The organism is Paenibacillus sp. B-A-8 (genome assembly GCF_048572915.1).
GTDB lineage: Bacteria > Bacillota > Bacilli > Paenibacillales > Paenibacillaceae > Paenibacillus_AQ.
This window is the reverse complement of record NZ_CP183882.1, coordinates 1726818-1749911: the sequence shown is the minus strand read 5'-3', so window position 1 is coordinate 1749911 and position 23094 is coordinate 1726818. Positions and strand designations below refer to the sequence as shown.

Annotated in this window: 17 protein-coding genes and 2 pseudogenes; 10 read left to right on the top strand and 9 right to left on the bottom strand. The window is 44.2% G+C overall.

All coding sequences use genetic code 11. The annotated features are described in order from the left end of the window. Positions 1-5: 5 nt before the first annotated feature. Together ACN6MV_RS07755 and ACN6MV_RS07750 are read left to right on the top strand one after the other, a co-directional pair. Positions 6-1013, top strand: a complete 1008-nt coding sequence (locus ACN6MV_RS07755; protein WP_419886092.1) for a FecCD family ABC transporter permease — start codon at positions 6-8, stop codon at positions 1011-1013. Next, positions 1010-2017, top strand: a complete 1008-nt coding sequence (locus tag ACN6MV_RS07750; RefSeq protein ID WP_419886091.1) for a FecCD family ABC transporter permease — start codon at positions 1010-1012, stop codon at positions 2015-2017. The genes ACN6MV_RS07755 and ACN6MV_RS07750 overlap by 4 nt, the downstream gene beginning before the upstream one ends. A 287-nt stretch (positions 2018-2304) precedes the next feature. On the opposite strand, the gene ACN6MV_RS07745 is transcribed toward ACN6MV_RS07750, so the two are convergent. Together ACN6MV_RS07745 and ACN6MV_RS07740 are read right to left on the bottom strand one after the other, a co-directional pair. Continuing rightward, positions 2305-3003: an SDR family oxidoreductase gene (locus ACN6MV_RS07745; protein WP_419886090.1), complete on the bottom strand. Its 699-nt coding sequence runs from the start codon at positions 3001-3003 to the stop codon at positions 2305-2307. Next, positions 3000-3470, bottom strand: coding sequence for a VOC family protein (locus ACN6MV_RS07740; protein WP_419886089.1), 471 nt, complete (start codon positions 3468-3470; stop codon positions 3000-3002). Before ACN6MV_RS07740 ends, ACN6MV_RS07745 begins: the two co-directional genes overlap by 4 nt. 175 nt (positions 3471-3645) lie before the next feature. Between ACN6MV_RS07740 and ACN6MV_RS07735 the strand changes: the two genes are divergently transcribed. The 3 genes from ACN6MV_RS07735 to ACN6MV_RS07725 are packed head-to-tail and all read left to right on the top strand — an operon-like array spanning position 3646 to position 6675. Next, a complete protein-coding gene (locus ACN6MV_RS07735; RefSeq protein WP_042125321.1) occupies positions 3646-4527 on the top strand; it encodes a carbohydrate ABC transporter permease in 882 nt (293 codons plus the stop codon). Continuing rightward, on the top strand, positions 4527-5366 hold the full coding sequence (locus tag ACN6MV_RS07730; protein ID WP_419886088.1) for a carbohydrate ABC transporter permease: 840 nt from the start codon (positions 4527-4529) through the stop codon (positions 5364-5366). The genes ACN6MV_RS07735 and ACN6MV_RS07730 overlap by 1 nt, the downstream gene beginning before the upstream one ends. A gap of 43 nt (positions 5367-5409) precedes the next feature. Further along, a complete protein-coding gene (locus ACN6MV_RS07725; protein WP_419886725.1) occupies positions 5410-6675 on the top strand; it encodes an ABC transporter substrate-binding protein in 1266 nt (421 codons plus the stop codon). A gap of 71 nt (positions 6676-6746) precedes the next feature. Here ACN6MV_RS07725 and ACN6MV_RS07720 read toward each other — a convergent pair. Further along, a pseudogene (locus ACN6MV_RS07720) lies at positions 6747-7327 on the bottom strand (TetR/AcrR family transcriptional regulator). Between the two features lie 204 nt (positions 7328-7531). Here ACN6MV_RS07720 and ACN6MV_RS07715 point away from each other — a divergent pair. The 3 genes and pseudogenes from ACN6MV_RS07715 to ACN6MV_RS07705 all read left to right on the top strand — a co-directional run. After that, positions 7532-8038 (top strand): annotated as a pseudogene (locus tag ACN6MV_RS07715) (MFS transporter); the annotation flags it as partial. Between the two features lie 36 nt (positions 8039-8074). Further along, the gene (locus ACN6MV_RS07710; RefSeq protein WP_339289803.1) at positions 8075-8305 is read left to right on the top strand and encodes a hypothetical protein; all 231 of its coding nucleotides are present in this window, start codon (positions 8075-8077) and stop codon (positions 8303-8305) included. A 413-nt stretch (positions 8306-8718) separates the two neighbouring features. Further along, positions 8719-11373 carry a cation-translocating P-type ATPase gene (locus ACN6MV_RS07705; RefSeq protein WP_042125313.1) on the top strand — a complete coding sequence of 885 codons (2655 nt, stop codon included), beginning with the start codon at positions 8719-8721 and terminating at the stop codon, positions 11371-11373. Between the two features lie 73 nt (positions 11374-11446). On the opposite strand, the gene ACN6MV_RS07700 is transcribed toward ACN6MV_RS07705, so the two are convergent. The 6 genes from ACN6MV_RS07700 to ACN6MV_RS07675 form a co-directional block, all read right to left on the bottom strand. Then, entirely contained in the window at positions 11447-12283 is an 837-nt protein-coding gene (locus ACN6MV_RS07700) for a carbohydrate ABC transporter permease (RefSeq protein ID WP_375105200.1), read from the bottom strand. Continuing rightward, positions 12280-13161 (bottom strand): carbohydrate ABC transporter permease, encoded by an 882-nt coding sequence (locus tag ACN6MV_RS07695; RefSeq protein WP_052414512.1) that lies wholly within the window; start codon positions 13159-13161, stop codon positions 12280-12282. The genes ACN6MV_RS07700 and ACN6MV_RS07695 overlap by 4 nt, the downstream gene beginning before the upstream one ends. Before the next feature lie 87 nt (positions 13162-13248). Beyond that, positions 13249-14541 (bottom strand): ABC transporter substrate-binding protein, encoded by a 1293-nt coding sequence (locus ACN6MV_RS07690; protein WP_419886087.1) that lies wholly within the window; start codon positions 14539-14541, stop codon positions 13249-13251. 296 nt (positions 14542-14837) lie between these two features. Further along, on the bottom strand, positions 14838-16415 hold the full coding sequence (locus tag ACN6MV_RS07685) for a response regulator transcription factor (RefSeq protein WP_419886086.1): 1578 nt from the start codon (positions 16413-16415) through the stop codon (positions 14838-14840). Between the two features lie 2 nt (positions 16416-16417). After that, the gene (locus tag ACN6MV_RS07680) at positions 16418-18184 is read right to left on the bottom strand and encodes a sensor histidine kinase (RefSeq protein WP_375105196.1); all 1767 of its coding nucleotides are present in this window, start codon (positions 18182-18184) and stop codon (positions 16418-16420) included. 126 nt (positions 18185-18310) lie between these two features. After that, positions 18311-19831, bottom strand: a complete 1521-nt coding sequence (locus ACN6MV_RS07675; RefSeq protein WP_419886085.1) for a glycoside hydrolase family 31 protein — start codon at positions 19829-19831, stop codon at positions 18311-18313. Between the two features lie 116 nt (positions 19832-19947). Here ACN6MV_RS07675 and ACN6MV_RS07670 point away from each other — a divergent pair, with 116 nt between their 5' ends. Together ACN6MV_RS07670 and ACN6MV_RS07665 are read left to right on the top strand one after the other, a co-directional pair. Further along, entirely contained in the window at positions 19948-20817 is an 870-nt protein-coding gene (locus ACN6MV_RS07670; protein WP_419886084.1) for an AraC family transcriptional regulator, read from the top strand. Positions 20818-21118: 301 nt separating this feature from the next. Beyond that, entirely contained in the window at positions 21119-22996 is a 1878-nt protein-coding gene (locus tag ACN6MV_RS07665) for an ATP-dependent DNA helicase (RefSeq protein ID WP_419886083.1), read from the top strand. Positions 22997-23094: the final 98 nt, after the last annotated feature.

Sequence of the window (23094 nt, the reverse complement as noted above, 5' to 3'; positions counted from 1 at the left end):
AGATCATGACTACGAAGCAAACTTCCATTCCATTTTTATATAAGCTGCTTGGTAGCGTGCTGGTAATGGTTATATGCCTCGTGATTGCTATGCTATTCGGGGCTAAAGAAACCACTTTCAATGACCTATGGCTTGCCATCACCTCAAATTCAAAAGCAGACAATGTTCTTATTCTGCGTGAAATCCGTCTGCCTCGCGAACTGACCGCCATGCTAATCGGTGCCGCCTTTGCCGTATCCGGTGCTATCATGCAGGGGGTTACACGTAATCCGTTAGCCGACCCCGGCCTGCTCGGTCTGACCTCGGGAGCTAATATGGCGCTGGCTCTTACGTTTGTATTTCTGCCGGGACTGAATTATTTTGGTACCATGATCGCTTGTTTCTTCGGCGCTGCTCTAGGAGCCTTGTTAGTGCTTATTCTCGGCTCCGCGCGTCAAGGCGGCTTCTCTCCGATTCGAATCGTGCTTGCTGGTGCTGCCGTATCTGCCTTCCTGTATGCTATCGCAAGTGGCGTGAGCATTGCCTTCAAAATATCCAAGGATGTATCCATGTGGACAGCGGGTGGATTGATCGGCACAACCTGGGGCCAGCTTCAGGCTATCGCACCCGTTATTCTCATCGGCATCGTGGTGGCATTAATATTTTCAAACCAGTTAACAATTCTTAGCTTAAGTGACGAGGTAGCCATCGGATTAGGACAAAACCTTGCTTTGGTTAAAGGGACTCTATTTACTCTTATTATTCTGCTGACCGGAGCATCGGTCGCTCTGATTGGCGATATGGCTTTTGTAGGGCTGATGATTCCGCATATTGTCCGTAAGATTGTCGGTACCGATTACCGGTATATTTTGCCGATTTCGATCTTTACGGGTGCATCGTTCATGCTTCTCGCGGATACAATTGGACGGACAATTCATGCACCTTATGAGACGCCAGTGGTCGCCGTCGTAGCTATGCTTGGGCTGCCTTTCTTCTTGTTTGTTGTTCGGAAAGGAGGTAAAACACTCTCATGACTTCCTCTGCACCCGTACGAAAGCAACGGATTATCCTATGTGTATGCACCGGATTGATTCTGCTAACAGCAATCGTCAGCATGGGAATCGGATACTCTTCCTTATCTTTTGACAGGCTGCTTCCGGTTCTATTCGGGCACGGAACCTTTAAAGAGGATTTTGTATTATTCTCTGTAAGATTGCCGCGAATTCTGATTACACTACTGGCAGGTATGGCCTTGGCGTTATCCGGTTCCATTCTGCAAAGCGTTACACGAAACGATCTAGCCGACCCCGGTATTATTGGTATCAATTCCGGTGCAGGTGTAGCTGTCGCTGTGTTCTTTCTATTTTTTCCGGTTAGCGCCGGATCATTTATTTTTGCTTTGCCGCTGGTTGCTTTTATAGGGGCATTACTTACGGCCGCGTTAATCTATCTATTTTCATATAGTCGAACTAAGGGACTTGATCCTGTTCGGCTGGTGCTAGTTGGGGTAGGGTTCTCCCTAGCGTTGTCTGGCGTTATGATCGTGATCATTTCGTCCGCGGATCGTGCCAAGGTAGATTTTATTGCAAAATGGATTGCAGGGAATATATGGGGTACAGATTGGCCGTTCATCTGGGCTTTACTGCCTTGGTTGATCCTGCTAGTTCCCTTTACCCTGTACAAATCACAGCGACTCAACCTGCTCAGTCTTAGTGAAGTATCCGCCATTGGTGTCGGCCTGAATCTGGAACGTGAACGTATCGTCCTGATTCTCACGGCTGTTGCAGCTTCCGCCTCAGCAGTATCCGTCACAGGCGGGATCGCCTTTATCGGGCTGATGGCTCCGCATATTGCAAAATCACTAGTGGGCCCGCGCAATCAGATGTTTATTCCCGTCGCTGTATTGCTTGGCGGCTGGTTGCTTCTGATCGCAGATACTGTTGGCCGCAATCTGGTCGATCCTGACGGTATCCCGGCAGGGATCATGGTGTCGCTAATCGGCGTACCTTATTTCGCTTATTTATTGCTTAAGAAATAAGCATTTCTATAAACAAAAAAGAGAACCTCGGCATAATTACCGAGGTTCTCTTTACTTACAACTCCTATTTATATAAGTTGAACTTAAAAACATTCTAAAAAGGAAAAGTGAAGGAGGGGAAGTTTGGAACTGTAGGAGCGCTAGCGACCGCCTTTGTCACCGGATTTCCACCGCGAAGAGCGGTATCTAATCAAGAAATCTGGTGACAACAGCGGCCGGAAGTCCAAACATTCACCGCAGTCACGTACTTACCTTAATAGAATAAATTTTAATTTCAACTGATGTACTCAAATCTTCATATCCTTACCCGTATAATCCACAAACATGAAATGACCTTCAGGTGTAGTCCGCTTCTCGATCAGGTCAAGGATCCCTTCGGCGCTTTGATTTGGATTTGTCGGGGCCTCTGCCCCGCCCATATCTGTATGCATCCACCCGGGATGCACGCTAAGCACTTGAATTCCGCGTTCTTTTACATAAACATGCAGCTGCTGCGAGAACATATTGAGCGCTGTTTTGGAAATGCCATATGGATAGTCGTTTGGATATGCATTAGTGATGCTGCCTGCTTCCGACGATACATTGATGATCGAGCATTCAGATTCCGTGAGTAGCGGCAGGAAATGCTTAACCACTCGCATTGGTCCATACAGATTAATATCCATTGTTGTAAGCATATCTTGGAAATCCAACGTTTCAATCGATGTATCCCGGGCACTTAGCACCGCCGCATTATTAATAATGGCACCCAGCGTCCGCCCTTGTTTTTGTAGACTAGCAGCCAGTGCTGCGATTCCCGCTTCATCCGTCACATCCAACGCTGCGACAGTTAGCTTATCTCCGTAGGTTTCAGCAAGCTGGGATAGCGCTGTTTGATCCTGATCAGGACGACGAACCCCAGCAATCACTCCATGACCACGCTTTAATGCCTCAGCCGTCAGTTCATACCCCAATCCACGTCCGGCGCCGGTAATTATAATATTCATAATGAGTCCTCTCCTTTATCCTTGTCGTTCTCTAGCAGCTCTACGATTACCTTTAACTCCTTGAACGTATCCATATAAGCATAACGCCCTCCGGTATACTCACCCTTTTGCTGGAGCGGGAAGCCTTTGCCTTCGAGCAGCATAATCTTCTCCTTCATCCCTTCAACCACAAAAGCAATATGATGAGGCCCTTCCCCATGCTCATTCAAGTAATCACGCCATGTGCTCGGCTCATGATCCGGCTCAATCAGTTCCAACTGCAAGGAACCCATATCAAAAAAAGCCAGCTTTGCCCGTGCTTGCGTCGCCACGCCATTATGACGGGTCTGCGCAATATCTTCTGTATCTGTAACGATAATTCCCGGCTTCTTCAGTCCAAAAAACTCCGCATATGCCGTACTTACCTTCTCAACATCATTCACCAAGATTCCAATCTGCGTAACAAAATTGCTAAGCAATCCTGACATCTGTTCAACCTCCTATTTGTCTGACAAGTCCACCATACCGATTCTTTGAAAGGGCTGTCAAGCCTGAGAAGAAATCATTCTGAAGCAGAGCGGATTTCTAGCCTGCTTGTTTCGGTTAATCACCAATCCGGTTATAGAATGAAAAGTTTACATTAACAAAAAGGGGTGAGGAACGATGGACCATAGAAAAAGATCACGCCTGATACAGCAGTTTGTTTTTGTCGGGCCAACTTCCCTGTTTTTCTTTATTATTGTGCTGATTCCTTTCTTTCTGGGACTCTATTATTCATTTACCAGCTGGAACGGAATTTCGCGTCATGTGGAGTGGACCGGGCTCCGGAATTATCTACATATCTTCACTAAAGATCCTTCCTTTCTTAATTCTTTCTGGTTCACAGCGAAGTTCACTTTCTTTGGTTTAGTACTGACCAATCTGCTCGGCTTTGCACTCGCTTATGTACTGACCCGCAAGCTGTTTACGCGCAATGTTCTGAGAACGGTATTTTTTGTCCCTCATGTCATCGGCGGACTTTTGCTCGGGTTCATTTGGCAGTTTATTTTTGTTAGAGGATTCTCTTCTATCGGACAAGCTACCGGTTGGTCCTTCTTCAATCTTCCATGGCTGGGCACCGGAGGGACGGCCTTCTGGGCGATTGTGATCGTATTTGTCTGGCAAAATGCAGGGTACCTGATGGTCATCTACATCTCCGCAATCAACAACGTTCCCAAAAGCCTGATTGAAGCCTCGAAGGTGGATGGCGCTGGACGTTTTCAGGCTTTACGCCATGTCACCATCCCGCTCGTTATGCCAGCTGTAACCGTCTGCCTGTTCCTGTCGATCTCCTGGTCGTTTAAGCTATTCGACCTTAACCTGTCGCTGACCAAGGGCGGCCCCTTCAAAGCTACCGAATCTGTAGCGTTGAATATTTATAATGAGGCCTACACGATCAGCAGGTTCGGTATGGGCTCGGCCAAAGCAATGATTTTCTTCGTCATCGTAGCTGTGATCTCCCTGCTGCAGGTTAGAGCAACCAAGAAAAGAGAGGTGGAGCTGTAATGGAGACTACTGCCAAAAAATTCAACGTGCCTCTGCTTCTCGTCGAAGTGATTGTGATCCTGCTAGGTCTTCTATTCCTGGTGCCATTTTACTTTTTGCTAGCGAACTCAGTAAAAAGCTATAGTGAGATTCTTTCAGATTCTGCTGCGCTGCCTACCGCGTTCCAGTGGAGCAACTACGCCGAAGCTTGGAAAGCTACCAATTTCCCTCGTGCCTTCCTGAACTCTTTTATCATCACGGTGGTTAGTAATATTCTGCTAGCGTTCCTCTGCTCTATGTGTGCCTATAAAATGGTCCGCAATAACAGCTTGTACAACCGCATGCTTTATATTGCATTAGTAGCCGCTATGGTTATCCCGTTTCAGTCGATCATGATTCCGCTGGTGCAGGTCGTCAGCGGAATCGGGGTTATGGATTCAACCGCTGGTTTGATCTTAGCCTATCTTGGATTTGGCGCCCCGATGACTGTCTTTCTGTTCCATGGCTTCGTCAAATCGGTACCTCTTGATATTGAAGAGGCTTCAAGGGTGGATGGCAGCAGTCCTTACGGCACTTTTTTCCGAATTGTACTTCCGCTCATGCAGCCGATTATTATCACCGTCATCATTCTGAATACCCTGTGGATCTGGAACGATTACCTGATGCCTTCGCTTATTCTGCAGGACCCGGGGCTTCGCACCATTCCCATCGCCATTTATAGCTTTTTCGGACAATATACGAAGCAGTGGGATTTGGCACTTCCGGGACTCGTGCTCGGGATTACGCCCGTGGTCATCTTTTTCCTAGTCATGCAAAAATATATTATTGAAGGCATTGCCCAAGGCTCCGTAAAGGGCTAACGACTACAAGTTACTTTCAGCCAGAGAGGATGAATGAATGAATATGAGAATACAACGTGGAATTCTCCTCGCATGCTCCCTGCTGCTGGCTACCCTGACAGCCGGCTGCGGACGCAGCAGCGACAATGCAAATGGAGTCAAAACCGTGCATATCTACCAGTTCAAGGTTGAAATATCCGAAGCGCTGGCTTCGCTTAAGACTGAATTCGAGAAGGAACACCCAGATATTAAACTGGAGATTCAGAGCGTGGGTGGCGGTACCGATTACGGTGCTTCCCTACGCGCCAAATTCTCTTCCGGAGATGAACCGGATATCTTCACCATCGGCGGCAACAATGAAAGAGATATGTGGCTGGAATATCTAGAGGATCTGAGCGGTGAAGCTTGGGCTAAGGATGTAAAGCCGCTTGCAGCAGATCAAATGACCATAGATGGAAAGCTCTATGGCATGCCGATGAATCTGGAAGGCTACGGCTTCATCTATAATAAGGATCTGTTTAAGAAGGCCGGCATCACAGAGAAGCCATTGACCCTAACCGCACTACGTGAAGCCTCCGAGAAGTTAAAGTCGGCAGGGATCACACCTTTTGCCAATGGGTACCAGGAATGGTTCGTGCTCGGCAATCATAATGTGAACGTAGCTTTCGCTCAGCAACCAGATCCCGAAGCGTTTATCGCCGGACTTACAGACGGCTCCAAGACCTTTGCCGGAGATCCTATTTTCTCCAAGTGGATCGATCTACTCGACCTTACTGTTGAATATGGCAACAAGAACCCGCTCTCGACCGACTATAATACCCAAGTCACTATGGTAGCGAGCGGCGAAGCCGCAATGATGCAGCAGGGCAACTGGACACAAGGACAGATCGACGGCATTGATTCCAATCTTAATCTGGGCATCCTGCCGATGCCCATTGATGACACACCCGAAGATAACGACAAGCTGTATGTAGGCGTACCAAGCAATTGGGTGATCAATAAGAACTCCCCCGTCAAAGAAGAGGCCAAGGTCTTCCTGAATTGGCTCGTCACCTCCGAGACGGGGGAAAAATATATCACCAAGGAATTCCAGTTCATCCCTGCGCTCGACAACATTAACGGAACCGAAGAAGATCTTGGAGCACTAGGTGCTGAGGTGCTGGCCTATACCGATAATGATCAAGCGCTGACCTGGAACTGGACCCGCCTGCCGAACGGGATGCCGCAGGAATTATCCAGCAGCATTCAAGGCTATCTCGGTGGCAAGCTGACCAAAGAAGGCATGCTGAAGGAATTCCAAGTCAACTGGGATAATCTCAGTGTGCAGTGATTTACCCGCTCTGTACACATCAAAAGCCGCGCAACGTTGCGCGGCTTTTTCTTTTGAGCATATTCATTTGGCTAGTTAGCGCGCAGTATACTGATTTGTCTGGCTAGATATACCGGCGTATAAGGCATGTCATCTCGAAGCCAAGAAATAACCGTGCCAATTAGGGCGGCTGAACCGTACCAAACGGCAATGTCCTTCTGTATGGGCATCTTGGAATGATCAGCGGCGCCCTCCTTTTTCTCCTGGTGAGCAGAAATGATCTCCGCCATCAAGTTGAACAGGCGATCTGTAAAAATCGGTTCCGTTTCGATGTGAGTATAACTTTGTGGAATTTTGCATTTTCCGCAATATGCTCAAGCAGACTCTCTAATATCCTTAAATTCTCTTCCTCAACCGATTCGTGATGGTCGTTATCGTTGTTCACCACTTGCAGAATGTCCTCCACCATCTCATCCGCCATCTTTTCCAACATATCCGGGAGGTCCCGATAATGCAGATAAAAAGTAACACGATTGATTTTAGCCCGCTCTGCAATACGGTTTACTGATATTTTCTCAATATCCATTTCCTCCAGCAATTAAATCACAGCATCTCTAAGCAATTGACGTGTACGAAGTACCCGGGGATCTGTACGTTGCGTTGTGTTATTCATCTTACTCTCTCCAATCTTTAACTAACTTATCGTAAACTACATTTTACAAAAAATTGTTGTTTTTTAATGAGAAAACACTACAAATTTAAATTGAATGTAAACTATTTTACATTTTTTCGCAAATCGTTGCTTGATTACATGAAAATTTCATTTATAATCTAATTCATGCATTGTAAACTATACAACACACTGTAAATTTAGTCCATGATCGACGATTTGAAAGGATGGAGTGGAGTGAGTACAAAGACAGAAGTAACAAGCAGTTCCGTAAAAAAGGGACCCATCTTATTCATCATGATATTGGGCGCCTTTCTTGCGACACTGAATCATACGGTAATGAGCGTAGCCGTTCCCGAATTTATGCATGATTTCAATATTTCGGCTGCAACCGCTCAGTGGCTAACAACAGGCTATATGCTGGTGAACGGGGTTCTAATCCCAATTACCGCTTATTTGATGCAACGGTTTACGACGCGAGAACTTTTTCAAGCTTCTATGTTTATATTTCTGGCCGGCACGATCGTCTCGGCAATCGCGACAAACTTCCCTATTCTGCTGACCGGGCGTATGATTCAGGCTGCCGGGGCCGGGATTATCATGCCACTGCTCACGAATGTCATCTTGACCCTGTTCCCTCCTGCAAAAAGAGGGGCTGCCATGGGAATGGTAGGGTTAGCTATTATTTTTGCACCTGCCATTGGACCTACTCTGAAACGCTGACCGTATCCAACGAGGCGAATCATACGGATGGTTCATACGGTTAACCATGCCGAAGGTGTATGGAAGACTATGACAAAGGCGGAAGCTTCCGCAGAATTAGCTGAGGCCAATAATTATCTTAAACAAATCACGAATAAAGTGCTGTCGTATCAGGTGCAGGTCCACCAATCCAATTCGCAATGTCGGATAATGTTGTCCCCATTTGTACACTCATTGCAGAAACATCTTTTCTTGGTATTAATCGCCTCCATTCTGTGAACGCTTACATATATACTCACATTATTTTACCTTCCGATTCTATCCACTACTATACTGATACTAAAGGCGTTACCCCATAATCATAGGAAAACACACGCAGGATCCAGGAATTCCTTATGTCTTCCCATGTAATAAGACTTCTTCATAGGTAATCCAATACTATTCATTAAAAAGATTTCACAATATAGACGATTACGAATGATCTTTTTTTAGATATGCGCATACTAAGCTCCATATTTTGAAACTTGCGCCAAGTTAAATCGTAAGTTTGAAGATAGGTCCTGAAGTCTACTGATTTGACGAACTGATATACCATACTTGTGTAGAACACGCAGTTATGTGCACTTATGCAGTAAATCGAAGCTTATGAGACCTAAACAAAGACACAGCACAGCGGAGAGGAGCTATCATTAGTGGAGTATTACCGCAAGAATGTAACAGACAGTTTACAGGAAGTGCAGAGTACAACTAACGGGCTTAAGTCGGCAGAAGTCGACAAACGACTGGAACGTGATGGTTACAATGAATTAAAAGGAAAGAAAAAAGATCCCCTCTGGAAGCTTTTTCTTGAAAATTTCAAGGACCCTATGGTGGTCGTACTGCTTATTGCGGCCATTGTCCAGATTGTTATGGGCCAAGTTATGGAGTCGCTTATCATTTTCCTCGTGTTGATTCTCAATGCAGTTATAAGTGTCATCCAAACACGTAAAGCGGAGAGTTCACTTGATGCCCTGCAGCAGATGTCAGCACCCGAGGCCAAAGTGTTGCGGGATGGAGCCTTAAAAACCGTCCCTGCCAGAGAGCTTGTTCGCGGTGATATCGTATTACTGGAGGCTGGAGATTTTGTACCTGCCGACGGCCGTATCATAGAATCGGGAAGCTTGAAGATCAATGAAGGCATGCTGACCGGAGAATCCGAAGCTGTAGAGAAGCATACGGATACCATCGCGAAAGAATCTCCACTCGGGGACCGCCGTAATATGGCGTTTAGCGGTTCTTTGGTTGTATATGGCCGTGGAACTCTTGTAGTAACAGGAACTGCACTGACAACCGAAATCGGCAAAATCGCTGAACTCATTGAGAGCGCCGAAGCCAAGCAGACGCCACTACAGCGTAAGCTCGAAACCTTTAGCAAGCAGTTGGGTGTAGCGATTATCGTGCTGTCCGTTTTGATCTTTGCCATCCAAGCCGGACGTGTTTGGCTGTCGAATGATACAGTGGATACCACGGAAGCCATTCTGAATGCCCTAATGTTTGCAGTCGCTGTAGCGGTCGCCGCTATTCCAGAAGCTCTATCCTCCATTGTAACGATTGTCTTATCTGTAGGTACGAACAAGATGGCTAAGCAACATGCGATTATCCGTAAGCTTCCAGCCGTCGAGGCACTTGGGTCAACCAGTGTCATCTGTACGGACAAAACCGGCACCCTGACCCAGAATAAAATGACGGTTGTAGATTACTTTTTACCGGAAGGTGACCGTGATCAATTCAATCGTGAGCCCGAAGAATGGTCTGAGGAAGCCCGGCGCCTCCTACACATTGCCGTGCTTTGTAACGACTCTAACATTAATGAGGATGGTAAAGAACTAGGCGATCCAACTGAGGTGGCACTTATTGCCTTCAGTAACAGCATGAACAAAGATTACAAGGAAATACGCGACAATTTCCCTCGCGAAGCCGAACTTCCTTTTGACTCGGATCGCAAGCTGATGACGACCTTACACACTTTTAACGGACAAAAAGCAATGATCACCAAAGGCGGACCGGATGTACTCTTTAGTCTTTGTACGCATGTACTACTAAGTGGACAAGAAGTGCCGATGACTCCGGAAGTTCTTGATCGTTTCATTGAAGCCAATGAGGAATTCTCCAGCAGAGCACTACGTGTACTTGCCTATGCTTACAAAACTGTACCCAATACGGTCACTGAAGTCGGGCTGGAGGATGAACAAAACCTGGTACTCGTAGGTTTAACAGCTATGATTGATCCCCCTCGGGAAGCTGTCTATGGTGCGATCGAAGAATCTAAGAAGGCTGGAATTCGGACCATCATGATTACTGGTGATCATAAGACAACCGCACAAGCGATTGGACGCGATATCGGCCTGATGACCGAAAAAGAAATTGCCGTAACCGGTCAAGAGCTCGATGCCATGTCTGACGAAGAACTGGATAATAAGCTTGAGCAGATTGGTGTATACGCCCGAGTCTCCCCGGAGAACAAGATCAGAATTGTCCGTGCGTGGCAGCGAAAAGGCAAAATTACAGCCATGACCGGTGATGGCGTAAATGACGCACCTGCCTTGAAGCAAGCAGATATCGGTGTTGCTATGGGCAGTGGAACCGACGTTGCTAAAGATGCGGCTGCCATGATTTTGACCGATGATAATTTTGTATCGATTGTTAATGCTGTATCTGTGGGCAGAACGGTATTCGACAATATCAAAAAAGCGATCGCCTATTTATTTTCAGGTAACCTGGGTGCGATTATCGCCATTCTCTTTGCCCTGATTTTCGACTGGATTAATCCCTTCACGGCGATTCAGCTTCTATTTATCAACCTGGCGAATGATTCTCTCCCAGCCATTGCGCTTGGTATGGAGAAACCTGAACCTAATGTGATGAACAGAAATCCAAGAGAACTCAAGGAAGGTATATTTGCCGGAGGAATGATGCAGGCTATTATTACCCGTGGTCTACTGATTGGTATAGCCGTAATTGTATCCTTGTATATCGGACTCCAGCATTCCCCTGATATGGGCGTGGCTATGGCGTTCACAACCCTGATCCTGTCTCGTACGCTTCAGACCTTTGCCGCCCGCTCGAACAGTCAAACCGCTATTGAAGCTGGCTTTTTCAGCAACAAATACGTCATCGGAGCTGTTCTGGTCTGCTTTGCCTTTTATGGCATTGCGGTTCTGCCTGGGGTTAGAGAAATCTTCTCGATTCCAGCTTCGTTCGGAATGTCCGATTGGCTGATTGCAAGTGGTCTGGCACTAGGCGCCGTCATCCTAATGGAATTGACAAAGGTTATTCGTAGAGCGTTTACTCCTAAATCAGCTTCTTAATCACAATTGACCGAAAAGACAGAACAGCGATTCTCCAAGGATGGAGGATCGCTGTTCTTCTGTCGTTTATAACTTATCCTTTCACCGCACCAGCGACAACACCGTCGATGATGCTCTTCTGCATAATCAGGAAGAAGATAACCAAAGGCAGAGTGGCCAACACTAGCATTGGGAAAAAGGAGGTCCAATCCGTAGAAAACGGACCGACGTTTTTATATACCTCTTGCAGCAGTACCGCTTTGTTCGGATCTTGGAGGAACAGAAGCGGCGTCAGAAAGTCATTCCAGATTGCCAAGGCATCTAAAATTGCCACAGTGGAAACGATGGGTTTTAGTAATGGAAATATAATGCTCCAGAACGTACGGAAAGTTCCATATCCATCAATGGCCGCTGCTTCCTCCAGTTCTATCGGTACGGTATAAATAAAACCCCTGAACAAAAAGATGGATAATGGCAAGTTGATGCAGAAAACATCAATTAGAATGATGCCGGGAAAAGTATTCATGAGATTCATTCCCGAAATGATTTTATACAGAGGGATAATCGCAATTTGAAAAGGAATAATCAACCCGACCATAAATATCGAAAACATCCATTTAAAAATTTTCCGGTCACTTCTAGCGATTACATAAGCGGCCATAGAAGAAATTAAAATAATAATAATGACAGAACACACGGTAATTAACAGATTGTTTGATACTGCTCTCGGATAATCCATAGCGCTGTATGCCTTACTATAATTGCTAAAGTTCAGTGACTTGGGAAGCCCAAGCGGGCTTGCTGTGGCTTCTGCCGGTGTCTTAAACGTAGTGATCAGCAAATAATAAATCGGAAGAAATACAACCGCTCCAGCCAACAGATACATTATATTAGTAAACGAAGATCGTAATTTTCTATTCTTGATTTTCATGAAATTCTCTCCTCCCATTTATTCAAGAAGAAGGTAACCAGTTTGGATAGGGTAAATACAATGACAAAGAATACAACAGCAAATGCCGAAGCGTACGCAGTTCGTCCTGAACTGAACCCTTCCCGAATCAATGTTGTCATGATGGTCTCCGTAGCAGAGCCGGGTCCCCCTTTAGTCATAGCAAATACAACATCAAATACCTTCACTCCTCCGATCAGACTCATCAAAATATTAAATGAGGCAGCAGGATACAGCAGAGGAAGCGTAATTGTTCTAAAGGTTTGAAGCTTGCTGGCGCCGTCGATATTGGCCGCTTCATAAAGGGAAGAATCAATGCTTTTCAAATTGGCGATATAAATAACCATACTCCAACCTGTCCATTGCCATACCTGAGTCGACAGTACAGAATAAAGTGCAATTTTACCGTTTCCTAGCCAATTGACAGGATGACCTCCAAAAAACTGAATAATATTGTTTAACAATCCGTAATCTGCCGAGGTCATTATGTATTGGAACAAAAACCCTACGACCAATACACTTAACACTGCTGGAAAAAAGAAAATGGATTTGACGAGATTGGTGACAAATCCTGTTTTATTAAGCAGCGTTGCGAATAGAATCGCCAGGGTGTTCTGGATGATCGTGATCACTAACGCATAATTTACAGAGTTTTTGATCGCTGTCATATTTTTGGTATCATGAAATAATTTCACATAATTATCTAGGCCAATAAAGCTGAAATTGGGCTTATACACCGACCAATTCGTTACACTATACCCAAAGCTCATGAGTGTCGGCACAATAAAAAGTATTGTAAAACCAATAAAGGCAGGAAGGATCATCATAAGAAAAACCCGATCTCTATGTTTGATATTCAAGTGGTGTCTCTCCTTTCTATGTCTACCCTAGAGAAAAGGCCGGTGAGCTATATAGCGGCCGGCTTTATCCCCTGTAGCTTTCTCTTGTTATTTCAACGAATCACGCATCGTCTGATTCACTTGATCCGCATCCTCAAGCGCTTGCTTCACAGTTTTGGTCCCAGCAAGTACTTCTTGTAGCGATTTCCCATAAGCTTCTACAATCGGATTCCCTGAATCCCATGCCGCTGTCCAAGGAGCGTATACGTTTCCTGCCTTAAAAGCCTCTTTAGCGTCCGCATAAATCTCTCCGAGATCCACATCTACTCCCTTAAGGAAAGAGCTCCCGGCATTATCTTTAATTAATGCTTGCTGCGCCTCTGGTGTTGCAGTAAGTTCCAGAATCTGAAGCGCTTCGGCTTTATGCTTCGTGTTCGCGTTAATGGCAAAAGCTGATCCAGGTCCACCCACTAACCAGCCTGGACCTTCATTAGAGCCTGGGATCGGGAACATGCCAAGTTCAAAATCCGGGCTTTTTTCCAAAATGGTGCTCACTGCCCACGGACCGCTTTCCCACATAGCCGCTTTACCTGTAGCGAACTCATCCAGTGCCTGATCATAGCTCAGTCCCAGCATATCCGGCTTAAGAATACCTTCTTTGATCATACGCGACCAGTTTTCTACATAAGGTTCCCATGTCTCCGCAAGGCTCGCTTCCCCTTTATTAAATTTCTCGTCGAAGCCCTTATTACTCGGATTTGAATAATAATCATTATTTACAAGACCAATGCTTTGCTTCATCATTGGCTCCCAAGATTGAGCTCCCATGGTTTGAGGCTTAATTCCCTTAGCCGCTAAATCCTTCTGAATTTCAATGAACTGGTCGAAGTTTTTTGGAATTTGAATCCCGTTATCGTTAAATATTTTCTTATTGTAGAAAATCCCTTCGTACCAGCTTTGTAACGGGGTCGCATAAACCTTACCCTCAACAGAATAAGGAGTCAGACCCGCATCTGCATATTTGGACACAAAGCTTTCGCTCGTCAAATCCATCAAATAACCTGCTTTGGCAAGCAATCGGGCTTCTCCGCCCAATTCAATAATATCTGGGCCTTCACCTGCTTGCAGCTGAGTGTTTAAAACATTATTAAAATTATCGAGCGCGACAAATTGAAATTCTACTTTGATGTTGGGAAGCTTTTCTTGCAGCATCTTCAAATAGGTTGCTCTTGATGCTTCCGAGTTGTAGCCCATAATCCGGATCGAAACTTGCCCCTCTGTTTTAGTTCCCTGGTCTGAGGATGCAGTCGCATTTTCTGTTTGATTGCTTTTGCTGCAGCCTGCCACCATAACCATCGGCATTGCAAAAGCCAGCAGCAGAGGCATCCATTTCTTGTTCATTATTGTGTTTCCCCCTTTAACTTGATTGAAAGTGTTTACATGATTATGATAAAACGTTCTCTCTTCGCATAAAAGAAAGCGTATTCCGTACTTATGGCAATAAATTAAGGAGTTTGATTTTTAGTTGAGCGAATTCCGCCCCTACTTGTAAACGATTGCAAATATATTACGATTAAAGAAATAAATTATGTAATTTATTAAGATCGGCATCCTAAATCACAAAAGCCTACCCCCATCTGCACTACCGGAGGGTAAGCCTTTTATCAATGTTTTATAGGTTTCAACAGACAGACTCTTTATGAATTAATTGCCGCACGATATTCATTCGGTGTCTGACCGGTGGATTTCTTGAATAATTTAGAAAAATAGCTTGGGTTATCATACCCGACCATATACGCGATTTCGTAGCTCTTATACGCTGTCGTTCGCAATAGTTCCTTGGATTTACTAACCCGAATATCCGTCAAATAAGCCCATAAATTTTTCCCTGTTTTTTGTTTAAATAAATAACTAAAGTAGTTTTTACTAACTGCCAGTTCAGTACATATTTCTTCCAAAGACAAATTGCGGTTGTAGTTTTCACTCAAATAGCGGATAGCTGTTTCAACCAATTGACCGTATTGAGATCTCGCTGGTTGAAGATGATTTCCCTGGAGAAGCTGAATGATCCGATTCAAAAAGCGGCTTATTTCGTTCGCAGTGGACATATCGGATATATCCTTATAACTCAAGTTGAGGATTTCATGATGCTCTTCAGATAGATTGTTTTCTTCGACTAATTTTTCTCGTATCGCACAGAAAACCGTATAGTAGAAATCAATAAACAAGTGCAGATATTCCGGATTGGATTTGCATGATAACATCAGTACTTCTTCAACGATACATGCCGCGTCCTCCGATTCGTTATTGTTTAAGGCATCGGTCAGCTGCTTAATATAGACCAAAAAATCCGTTTGCTGTATATATTCTTCTATTATATTGTAGCCGTAACCCAGGATTGGCTCATCCCTGACGTAGGCACTGTAACGGATAAGAGAAGTAAGGTGTCGATATAGCTGTGGCAATTCATCAAACCGGGTTCCTTGCGGACTAAAGCAGACATTAATGTCTCTGTGAATTTCATTTTTAAATAAAGTGATCATTTTCAAAGCGCACTTCTGCAGATCCTCCTGCGAGCAGTTCCCACTGAGAATGGCTGTCCAGGAATAGTCGCTATAAGGGAACAGCATACATTGCCCAAACTCTTTAATCACCGAGGACATCCGTTCCATAATAAAAGGCATTTGTGCGTCCAATTGCATGCCGCCTTCAATATAATCATTAATAGATTGATCCTTAAGAATAAAGTTAAATAAGCAGTAACTTTCGAAATTGATCTCCAGCTTTCCAGCGCTTTTTCCTGCGGCTAGCGGATTAGCACCCGAATTCATATAATGGTAAATCGCCAATTTATGATGCTCCATTTGCTTTTTCAGCGCATCTTTTTCAGCTGCTTTTTTATCCTCTATTTTGGCAACGATTTTTTTCAGTGTCTGCTCCAGCTCATATTCATCTACCGGCTTTAAAATATAATTGCAACAACCGAGTTCCATCGCTTTTTTAACATAATCAAAATCAGCAAAAGCACTGATTAAAATAAATTCAGCTTCAGGATTCATAAGCTTCGCTTTTTTAATAAAATCGAGTCCATTCAATCCTGGCATTCTTATATCTGTAATAATGATATTAGGATTCACACGGTAAAAAAGTTCCAAAGCTTCAATACCGTTCTCTGCTGTTCCACTGATGCTAATGCCAAGCCCATGCCAATCCAAAATACTTTCCATCATTTTAACGGACAAATTCTCATCATCTACAATAATTGCTGTCAGCATATTCATCCTCTTCCTGCTTTGGGTATCGTAATAACAATGGTTGTATTTATGCCGCCCTTCGATAACATTTTCACTTCTGCTTGTGATCCAAAACAGCTTTTCAGCCTTTGATTTAGATTTAATAGTCCGATACTTTTGCTTTGTGTATAGGTATCCCGGCTGGATAGCATCTCATTAATACGCTCCATGTCCGCAATCTCAATAGAATTGCCGTTATTTGTAACGGATATATAAATTTCATCTCCATCATCTTCTGCCGATACGAAAATGGAGCCTTCCTTCCGGTTCTCAAAACCATGCTCGATTGCATTTTCAACCAGAGGCTGAATCATCAGTTTAGGCACCAAGAAATGTTCCAGCTGTTCATCACAATGTGCATCAAAAATAATCAGATCGTTAAAGCGTATGTTTTGCAGGGCGATATAATTTTCGGTGTATTCAAACTCCTGCTTTAGCCCTACCATTTCATAAGGGTTATAAACCGAATACGACAAGATTTTACCAAGCAGCGTCGTTGCACGAGAGATGGAATGATTATCGCCCGTTACTGCCATTGCTTTTATCGACTGAAGCACGTTATTCAAGAAATGAGGATTGATCTGATGCTGAAGCGCTTTAAGCTGCTCACCTGCTAATCTTGTTTGCTCTTCTACAATCTCATCCGTTAAATGGTTGATACTTTTGAGCATATAGTCAGCCGTTTCAGCAATCAAATTCACTTCTTTGCTCTTGGAATATTTAAAGGTGATATCTCTGCGCCCCGATGCAATTTGATTAAATCGTTGCAACAAGCTCTGCATAGGGTTTAGGATGGATCGCGAAATCATCACAGACAAAATAATGACGCCAATGCAAGCGGTTACGATAATCGTTATAACCACTTTGGAAGTATTGGATTTCATTTCCTCCATTTCCGTAAGCGGCATGATCCCAAGAATGGACCAACCCGAAACAAGAGATGGCTCATTGATAATGAGGTATGATACGGAATCACTGCCGGATTTAGAAATAATAAATGATTTTTCATTCTTTTTTAGATGTTTGGCAACTTCATTCTTTTGAAGCGTGGAAAGATTGCTGTTGTTAGCAAATTGAATAGGTGTAGTCCCATCATAAATAGCGATTTCCACATTATCTTCGCCGCTCTTATCAGAGATAATCGGATTATGATTAAAGTCTGTCATTAAAAAGGTATGGGTTGCACTGTATTGATTACCGTTGATGATTGGCATAATCACCGATACAGTTTGATGGTTTGCATGATCCAGCAGATAGTCGGATGAATGAAAGTTGGTAAAATGAATGGGTTTGTCTACATTTAATGCGGATTTGACGAACCATTCCTGTTGGTCGAAGCGATATCCCCTGACCGGAGAGCTGCCATAGTAATACAAATATTCATAATCATCGCCAATCACCAAGGCATTTGTAATCGTGCCAAGAACATCGAGCTGTTTAATTTTGGAGTCGACATTACGTTGATTATAAAGCTCGACCGAGTAATCAATTTCATCGATGCTGTTGCGATAAGTAACAGCCTTAATAATATCCGGATCACTGGCTACAATTTTGGACACGGAAATAATCTGTGTTAAATAATTATCAATTAATAAAATATTTGCCTTGACCACTTTATTCATAGAATCATAGCTTTGCTTCTGATAACTGGATAAGTTGTATCTTAGAATCAAACTGCCAAAGACGACGATCAGAACACTAAAAACAACCGAAAAGGAAATGATCATCTGCTGGCGCAAGGAGAATTTCACTTCTTTAGCCCCCACTGCTGTAAGTTGAGTACTTATTTTTGAATCGAATAAATTATAACAACATTTAATAAAGGTTGCCTATATATTAAAAAAGCCGCAAATAATGCGGCTTTTGAAGGAACGATATTAACGCTTTCTATAGTAAGGCAGTCTGCTGAGAGGCACATCAATTTGCTTGGTCGAAGGACCTTCCACAATGCTGCCGTCATCACCATCCCAAGTGCCTGCCGGGAACGCCACAACGCGCGTTCTCATTCCTTTTGTAATAACAGGGGCGACGAGTAAGAAGCTTCCGAGCATAAATTGATCCTGTATAGTCTCAAAGCTTGCTTCAGGGAATTCATAAGCCATATGGCGTACGATAGGTTCACCCGTTAAGGAGGATTGTCTGGCCAGCTCTAGAATCTCCTGACCAAACTGAGAATGAAGTTGTGCGGCCTCAACGCAGTATCGTAAATGATCTTCATCCAAAATACGCCAAGGCGCAGCCGAAAACTGCATCATCGGGAATAATGCCGAGCATTGGGCTGAGCGTACCACTAACTCCTGATCTAATTCAGCCGAAGTAAAGCTCAGGAATTCACCTCCTCCGATCATATCAGGACAAGTATAGGCATAGCCTAGCAGCCCTTGCGCTAAGCCGTCCGGAATTAACGTGTCCAGTCCGTTCCCCTGCCAGTCATGAATCTTATCCTTCAACCTCTGTACAAGCGGCTGACCTGCGAGCTTCCAGCAGGCGCGGTATTCATTCAGTTCGTATTTCAATCCGACCCTGGCCCATGCTTCACTTTGACCGCTGCGGCTTGTCGGCACATAACAACAATCATCCGATTCATAAAACTCTACATCACCGGCATCCAGCTTGAAGCCATCAATTCCATACTCGTGCTGAAGATTATCCAACTGATCTTGTATCCAGATGACGGCTTGGGGGTTGGTGCAGTCGAGCACCGCACTGTTCCCGTTCCACCATTTTCGAATGGCATTCTGCCCCTCGCGATCCTTCAACAGGTAGCCCGTAAATTCAAGTTCACGGAAAGTAAGAGAATCAGGACTAATAAAGGGACACACCCATAGCATCACTTTAAAGCCCATAGCGTGAAGCTCCTCCACCATCCCCTTCGGATCAGGAAAGCGACCGGAATGAAAAGTCCAGGTACCATACGGCTCATGCCAGTTATCATCGATCATGATCACACCCGGAGGCATACCATGGTTTATAACCTCCTTGGCATATTGTAATACTTTGTCCTGTGTAGGCTCGTAGAGGAGTTCAATCCAAAGATTGTACTGCGGAGCCGTAAATAGCAATTTCTCCGGGATGCTAGGTACAGGCGGGAAGAAGGTACGGGAGACATATTGGAATACTTCTTTCAAGGCTCCATGACCTTCCCCTGTAACTAATTCTCCTTTCCCTTCCACCAAAAGACTTCCTTGTTCAAATCGAAATGCAAACGGCTCTTCACTCCAAATGAACCTTCCCTTGTTAGAGATCAATAGTGGAGAAGCTTGATTGGCTTTATGACTGGTAGTCAGATCTGCACTAAATAGTGCCGTACCGTATGGCATATTTGTCCCGTCTGCCACCCGTCCGCCCCACCAGTGCTCATCCAAAAGCAAATTGAGTATGAGATTATGATTTGACATATGTATTCACTCCTTTATCTAACCTGATCTTACCGTTCAAAGATTCGCAAGACAATCTAAATGTTGTGCGCTACAATATAACAAAATTGACTTTTTTAATAAGGAAGGAAACGCTAATGATTGAGCCTTTATCTTATGCATTTAGAAATGACGATACATCGATCTTGACACTAGATTCTATAGGATGGCAGAAGATCAGGAGCCCCGATTACAGATTTTCAGGTGATACACGCCCCGATTCCGGCCATGTCATTTTTCAATACACACTCAGTGGTCAGGGATATATTGAATTAGAACAGCACTCAATTCCTTTGCCCAAAGGTTCGGGATTTCTAGTCAAAATTCCAAGCAAGCACCGATATTATTATGTAGAACAGGCAGAGCCTTGGGAGATTTTATGGCTTAATATTCGCGGAGCAGAAGCTAATCGAATCTGGGATTTAGTAATAGAACAAGAAGGCCACATCCTTCAAAGAGAATCTAACTCCCCTCTAATACAAGGTTTATGGGAACTGTTGAGGGTAATTTCGGAAGAGAAAGTAACAGACAAGTTTTTGTTATCTGCCGAAGTGTATAACTGGATGCTTACATTAGTAAAAACGAGCGGGGAAATGCGTAAGGAGATAAGCGCAAATTCAATCACGCTGATTCAGCGGGCTAAAACCTATCTGAAAGAGAATTATGCATTGCCTGTAACCTTGGATATACTTTCCGACTATTGCGGAGTAAACAAATATCACTTATGCAGGTTGTTTCAAAAATCGGAGCAGACCTCTCCTCTCGCTTATCTTAGAGATCGACGAATGGAGGCTGCCATAGCATTGCTACGGACTACAGATTTACCTGTGCAGGAGGTTGGGCAACGCTGCGGCTTCGAAAGTCCAAGTTATTTTGGTAAAGTCTTTCGGGAATACATGTCGATGACACCAAAAGAATATCGGATGAAGAAGCTAGAGTTTCCTTATGATGCTATTTATTATGAATAGAATATTCAACAGGCTCTTGCCTACGTAGCAGAGGATACATGCATCATTCTATATTCTGACACTTGACTGTTAGCGCTTCATCTATGATAATTACAACCTCACCAAAAAACCAAAAAAACTATAATTAGGAAGAACATTGATTTGAAAAGGGGCGGTCGTCATTAGCTGGTTAAGTGATCTCTATAAATTACAGAAGCAGGAGCTAAAAAAGGATATCGAGCCCTCTTTAGTCAATGCCATCTTTCGAATGTATGATAGATTTCCCAGGATTGGACTTAAAGAGCGAATCGGCCAGCAGGATATGTCTCTAGATATCGCTGATGCCTACATTCATGGTCGAAACGCGATGATTGAAGCTGGAGTCGGCATCGGCAAGTCCTTTGCATACCTCATTCCCAGCTTGCTTATTAACCAAATCTCTAGGCAACCAATCATTATTGCAACATCCTCCATACAGCTTTCAGAACAGATACATAAGGATCTGAGATTCATCGGAAGCCGGCTCGGATTTACTTCGGTTCGCTCCGTAGTCGGAAAAGGCATGGGGCAATATGCTTGCCGGTACAGAGCAGCAGAATTGTTCAAGACTGATGATTCAAGCTCCCCTCTATCTACACTTGCCCAGTGTATTTTGAATTACGAAATTGATGAGAGAGCAGATATTAAAGGCGGGGTTACGGATGCAGTATGGTCTAACGTTTGTGTGAATGATTGCAAATTTGAACGTTGCCATTATAAAAGTACATGTTCATTCTATGAGATGAGAGCGAAGATTAACGCTAACGCCAGCGACATGGATTTTATTATCGTCAACCAGGACCTGCTCATCCGTGATTTGATCAAGAAAAAAGAGGGAACAAAGGGTTTAATCACTGAACGGCCAGCTCTGATCGTAATTGATGAAGCTCATAATCTGGAAGCAAAGGTTAGAGATGCAAGAACGCTTGAGTTTACATTCCGGGGAACCTGCCGCATGCTGGATGACGCCTTACAAATTCTCTTCAAGCAATCCGCAGATACGGATCTAATGTCACAATTCAAATTTTTAAAAAGATGTGTTGGTCATATATTCAAACAAGTTGAGGCGGATTTGCTGCAAACAGCCAAGCAAGACAATGACCGCATAAAAGTGTCGGAGATAACCGGAATTTCCTTAAGACGAGCGGCGCAGGTTCTAAAAGAGGTTAATCTCAGCGTTTCCGTCTTAACTTCCAAGCATGAGCGGGAGATCGACAATATTTTTGAAGCCATAAACGGACTTATAGACCTCTTTGATGTCCTCTCCGGAGTGGAGGATAACTACCTGATTTGGGCAAGTAATACCCAGCGGGAAGCTACCATTAGTATCTGTCCTAAAGGTATAAGCAAGTTTCTGAAATATACCTTATTTAACGGGAAGACATCTGTTATCTTAACATCAGCAACGATGTGCCAGACCGGCGAAACACTAGAGGAGCAATATGCATATCTGACGCAATCCCTCGGTTACAAAGGAGATTATATGGAGCGTCAGGCTTCACCGTTTGATTATGACAACCACACCATGATGTATATTGCCAAGGACATCCCATACTATAACCATCAGAACCGGGAAAGTTATCTTGAAGCGGCATACAAGGAAATGCTAAGACTCTGTAATTTAACGGACGGGCGGACATTGGTCCTTTTTTCAGCTAAAGAGGATATGAAGTACATTCATAATAAGTTAAGCTCCGAGAAGCTTGCATGGGCGGTGCATGTCCAAAGAGAAGGATCGTCCCAGGACGGGGTGATCGCTGAATTCCGGGGAAGTAAGGGCGTCCTTCTAAGTACCGGTGTATTCTGGGAAGGCGTGAATATCGAAGGTTCCGATTTGTCGCAGTTAATTATTTTCCGACTGCCCTTCCCGGTTCCTTCCGATCCTGTCTATGAACATAAGGCATCTTTAGCAGAGAATCCCTTAAAAGATGTTTTTGTACCGGACATGCTGCTTCGCTTAAGACAAGGAACCGGGCGTCTGATCCGTAGTGAAACTGACCTCGGAGTACTCAGCATACTTGATTCCCGTCTGTCCACTGCCGCCAAAAAGGATTACCGGGAAAAGGTACTGGGATCTTTGCCATTTAAAAAAGTTACCGAGGACTTTGGGGTGCTAGAGAAGTTTGTAAAGGAAAAAGGGATACAACTTAGTGACAAGTAGAACCGCCTGTACCGTTTTCCAAGGGACGCGTATGCTTTGGAATTAGCGATAAATATAAGGAATAAGCCTGACGGGCTTCTGTGCCAGGCTTGTTTCTG

Bases quoted from the DNA above. Each gene is read 5' to 3' on its own strand.
- ACN6MV_RS07755 (WP_419886092.1), top strand. From the start codon at position 6: ATGACTACGAAGCAAACTTCCATTCCATTTTTATATAAGCTGCTTGGT.
- ACN6MV_RS07750 (WP_419886091.1), top strand. From the start codon at position 1,010: ATGACTTCCTCTGCACCCGTACGAAAGCAACGGATTATCCTATGTGTA.
- ACN6MV_RS07745 (WP_419886090.1), bottom strand. From the start codon at position 3,003: ATGAATATTATAATTACCGGCGCCGGACGTGGATTGGGGTATGAACTG.
- ACN6MV_RS07740 (WP_419886089.1), bottom strand. From the start codon at position 3,470: ATGTCAGGATTGCTTAGCAATTTTGTTACGCAGATTGGAATCTTGGTG.
- ACN6MV_RS07735 (WP_042125321.1), top strand. From the start codon at position 3,646: ATGGACCATAGAAAAAGATCACGCCTGATACAGCAGTTTGTTTTTGTC.
- ACN6MV_RS07730 (WP_419886088.1), top strand. From the start codon at position 4,527: ATGGAGACTACTGCCAAAAAATTCAACGTGCCTCTGCTTCTCGTCGAA.
- ACN6MV_RS07725 (WP_419886725.1), top strand. From the start codon at position 5,410: ATGAGAATACAACGTGGAATTCTCCTCGCATGCTCCCTGCTGCTGGCT.
- ACN6MV_RS07710 (WP_339289803.1), top strand. From the start codon at position 8,075: ATGGTTCATACGGTTAACCATGCCGAAGGTGTATGGAAGACTATGACA.
- ACN6MV_RS07700 (WP_375105200.1), bottom strand. From the start codon at position 12,283: ATGAAAATCAAGAATAGAAAATTACGATCTTCGTTTACTAATATAATG.
- ACN6MV_RS07690 (WP_419886087.1), bottom strand. From the start codon at position 14,541: ATGAACAAGAAATGGATGCCTCTGCTGCTGGCTTTTGCAATGCCGATG.
- ACN6MV_RS07685 (WP_419886086.1), bottom strand. From the start codon at position 16,415: ATGCTGACAGCAATTATTGTAGATGATGAGAATTTGTCCGTTAAAATG.
- ACN6MV_RS07675 (WP_419886085.1), bottom strand. From the start codon at position 19,831: ATGTCAAATCATAATCTCATACTCAATTTGCTTTTGGATGAGCACTGG.
- ACN6MV_RS07670 (WP_419886084.1), top strand. From the start codon at position 19,948: ATGATTGAGCCTTTATCTTATGCATTTAGAAATGACGATACATCGATC.
- ACN6MV_RS07665 (WP_419886083.1), top strand. From the start codon at position 21,119: ATGTCTCTAGATATCGCTGATGCCTACATTCATGGTCGAAACGCGATG.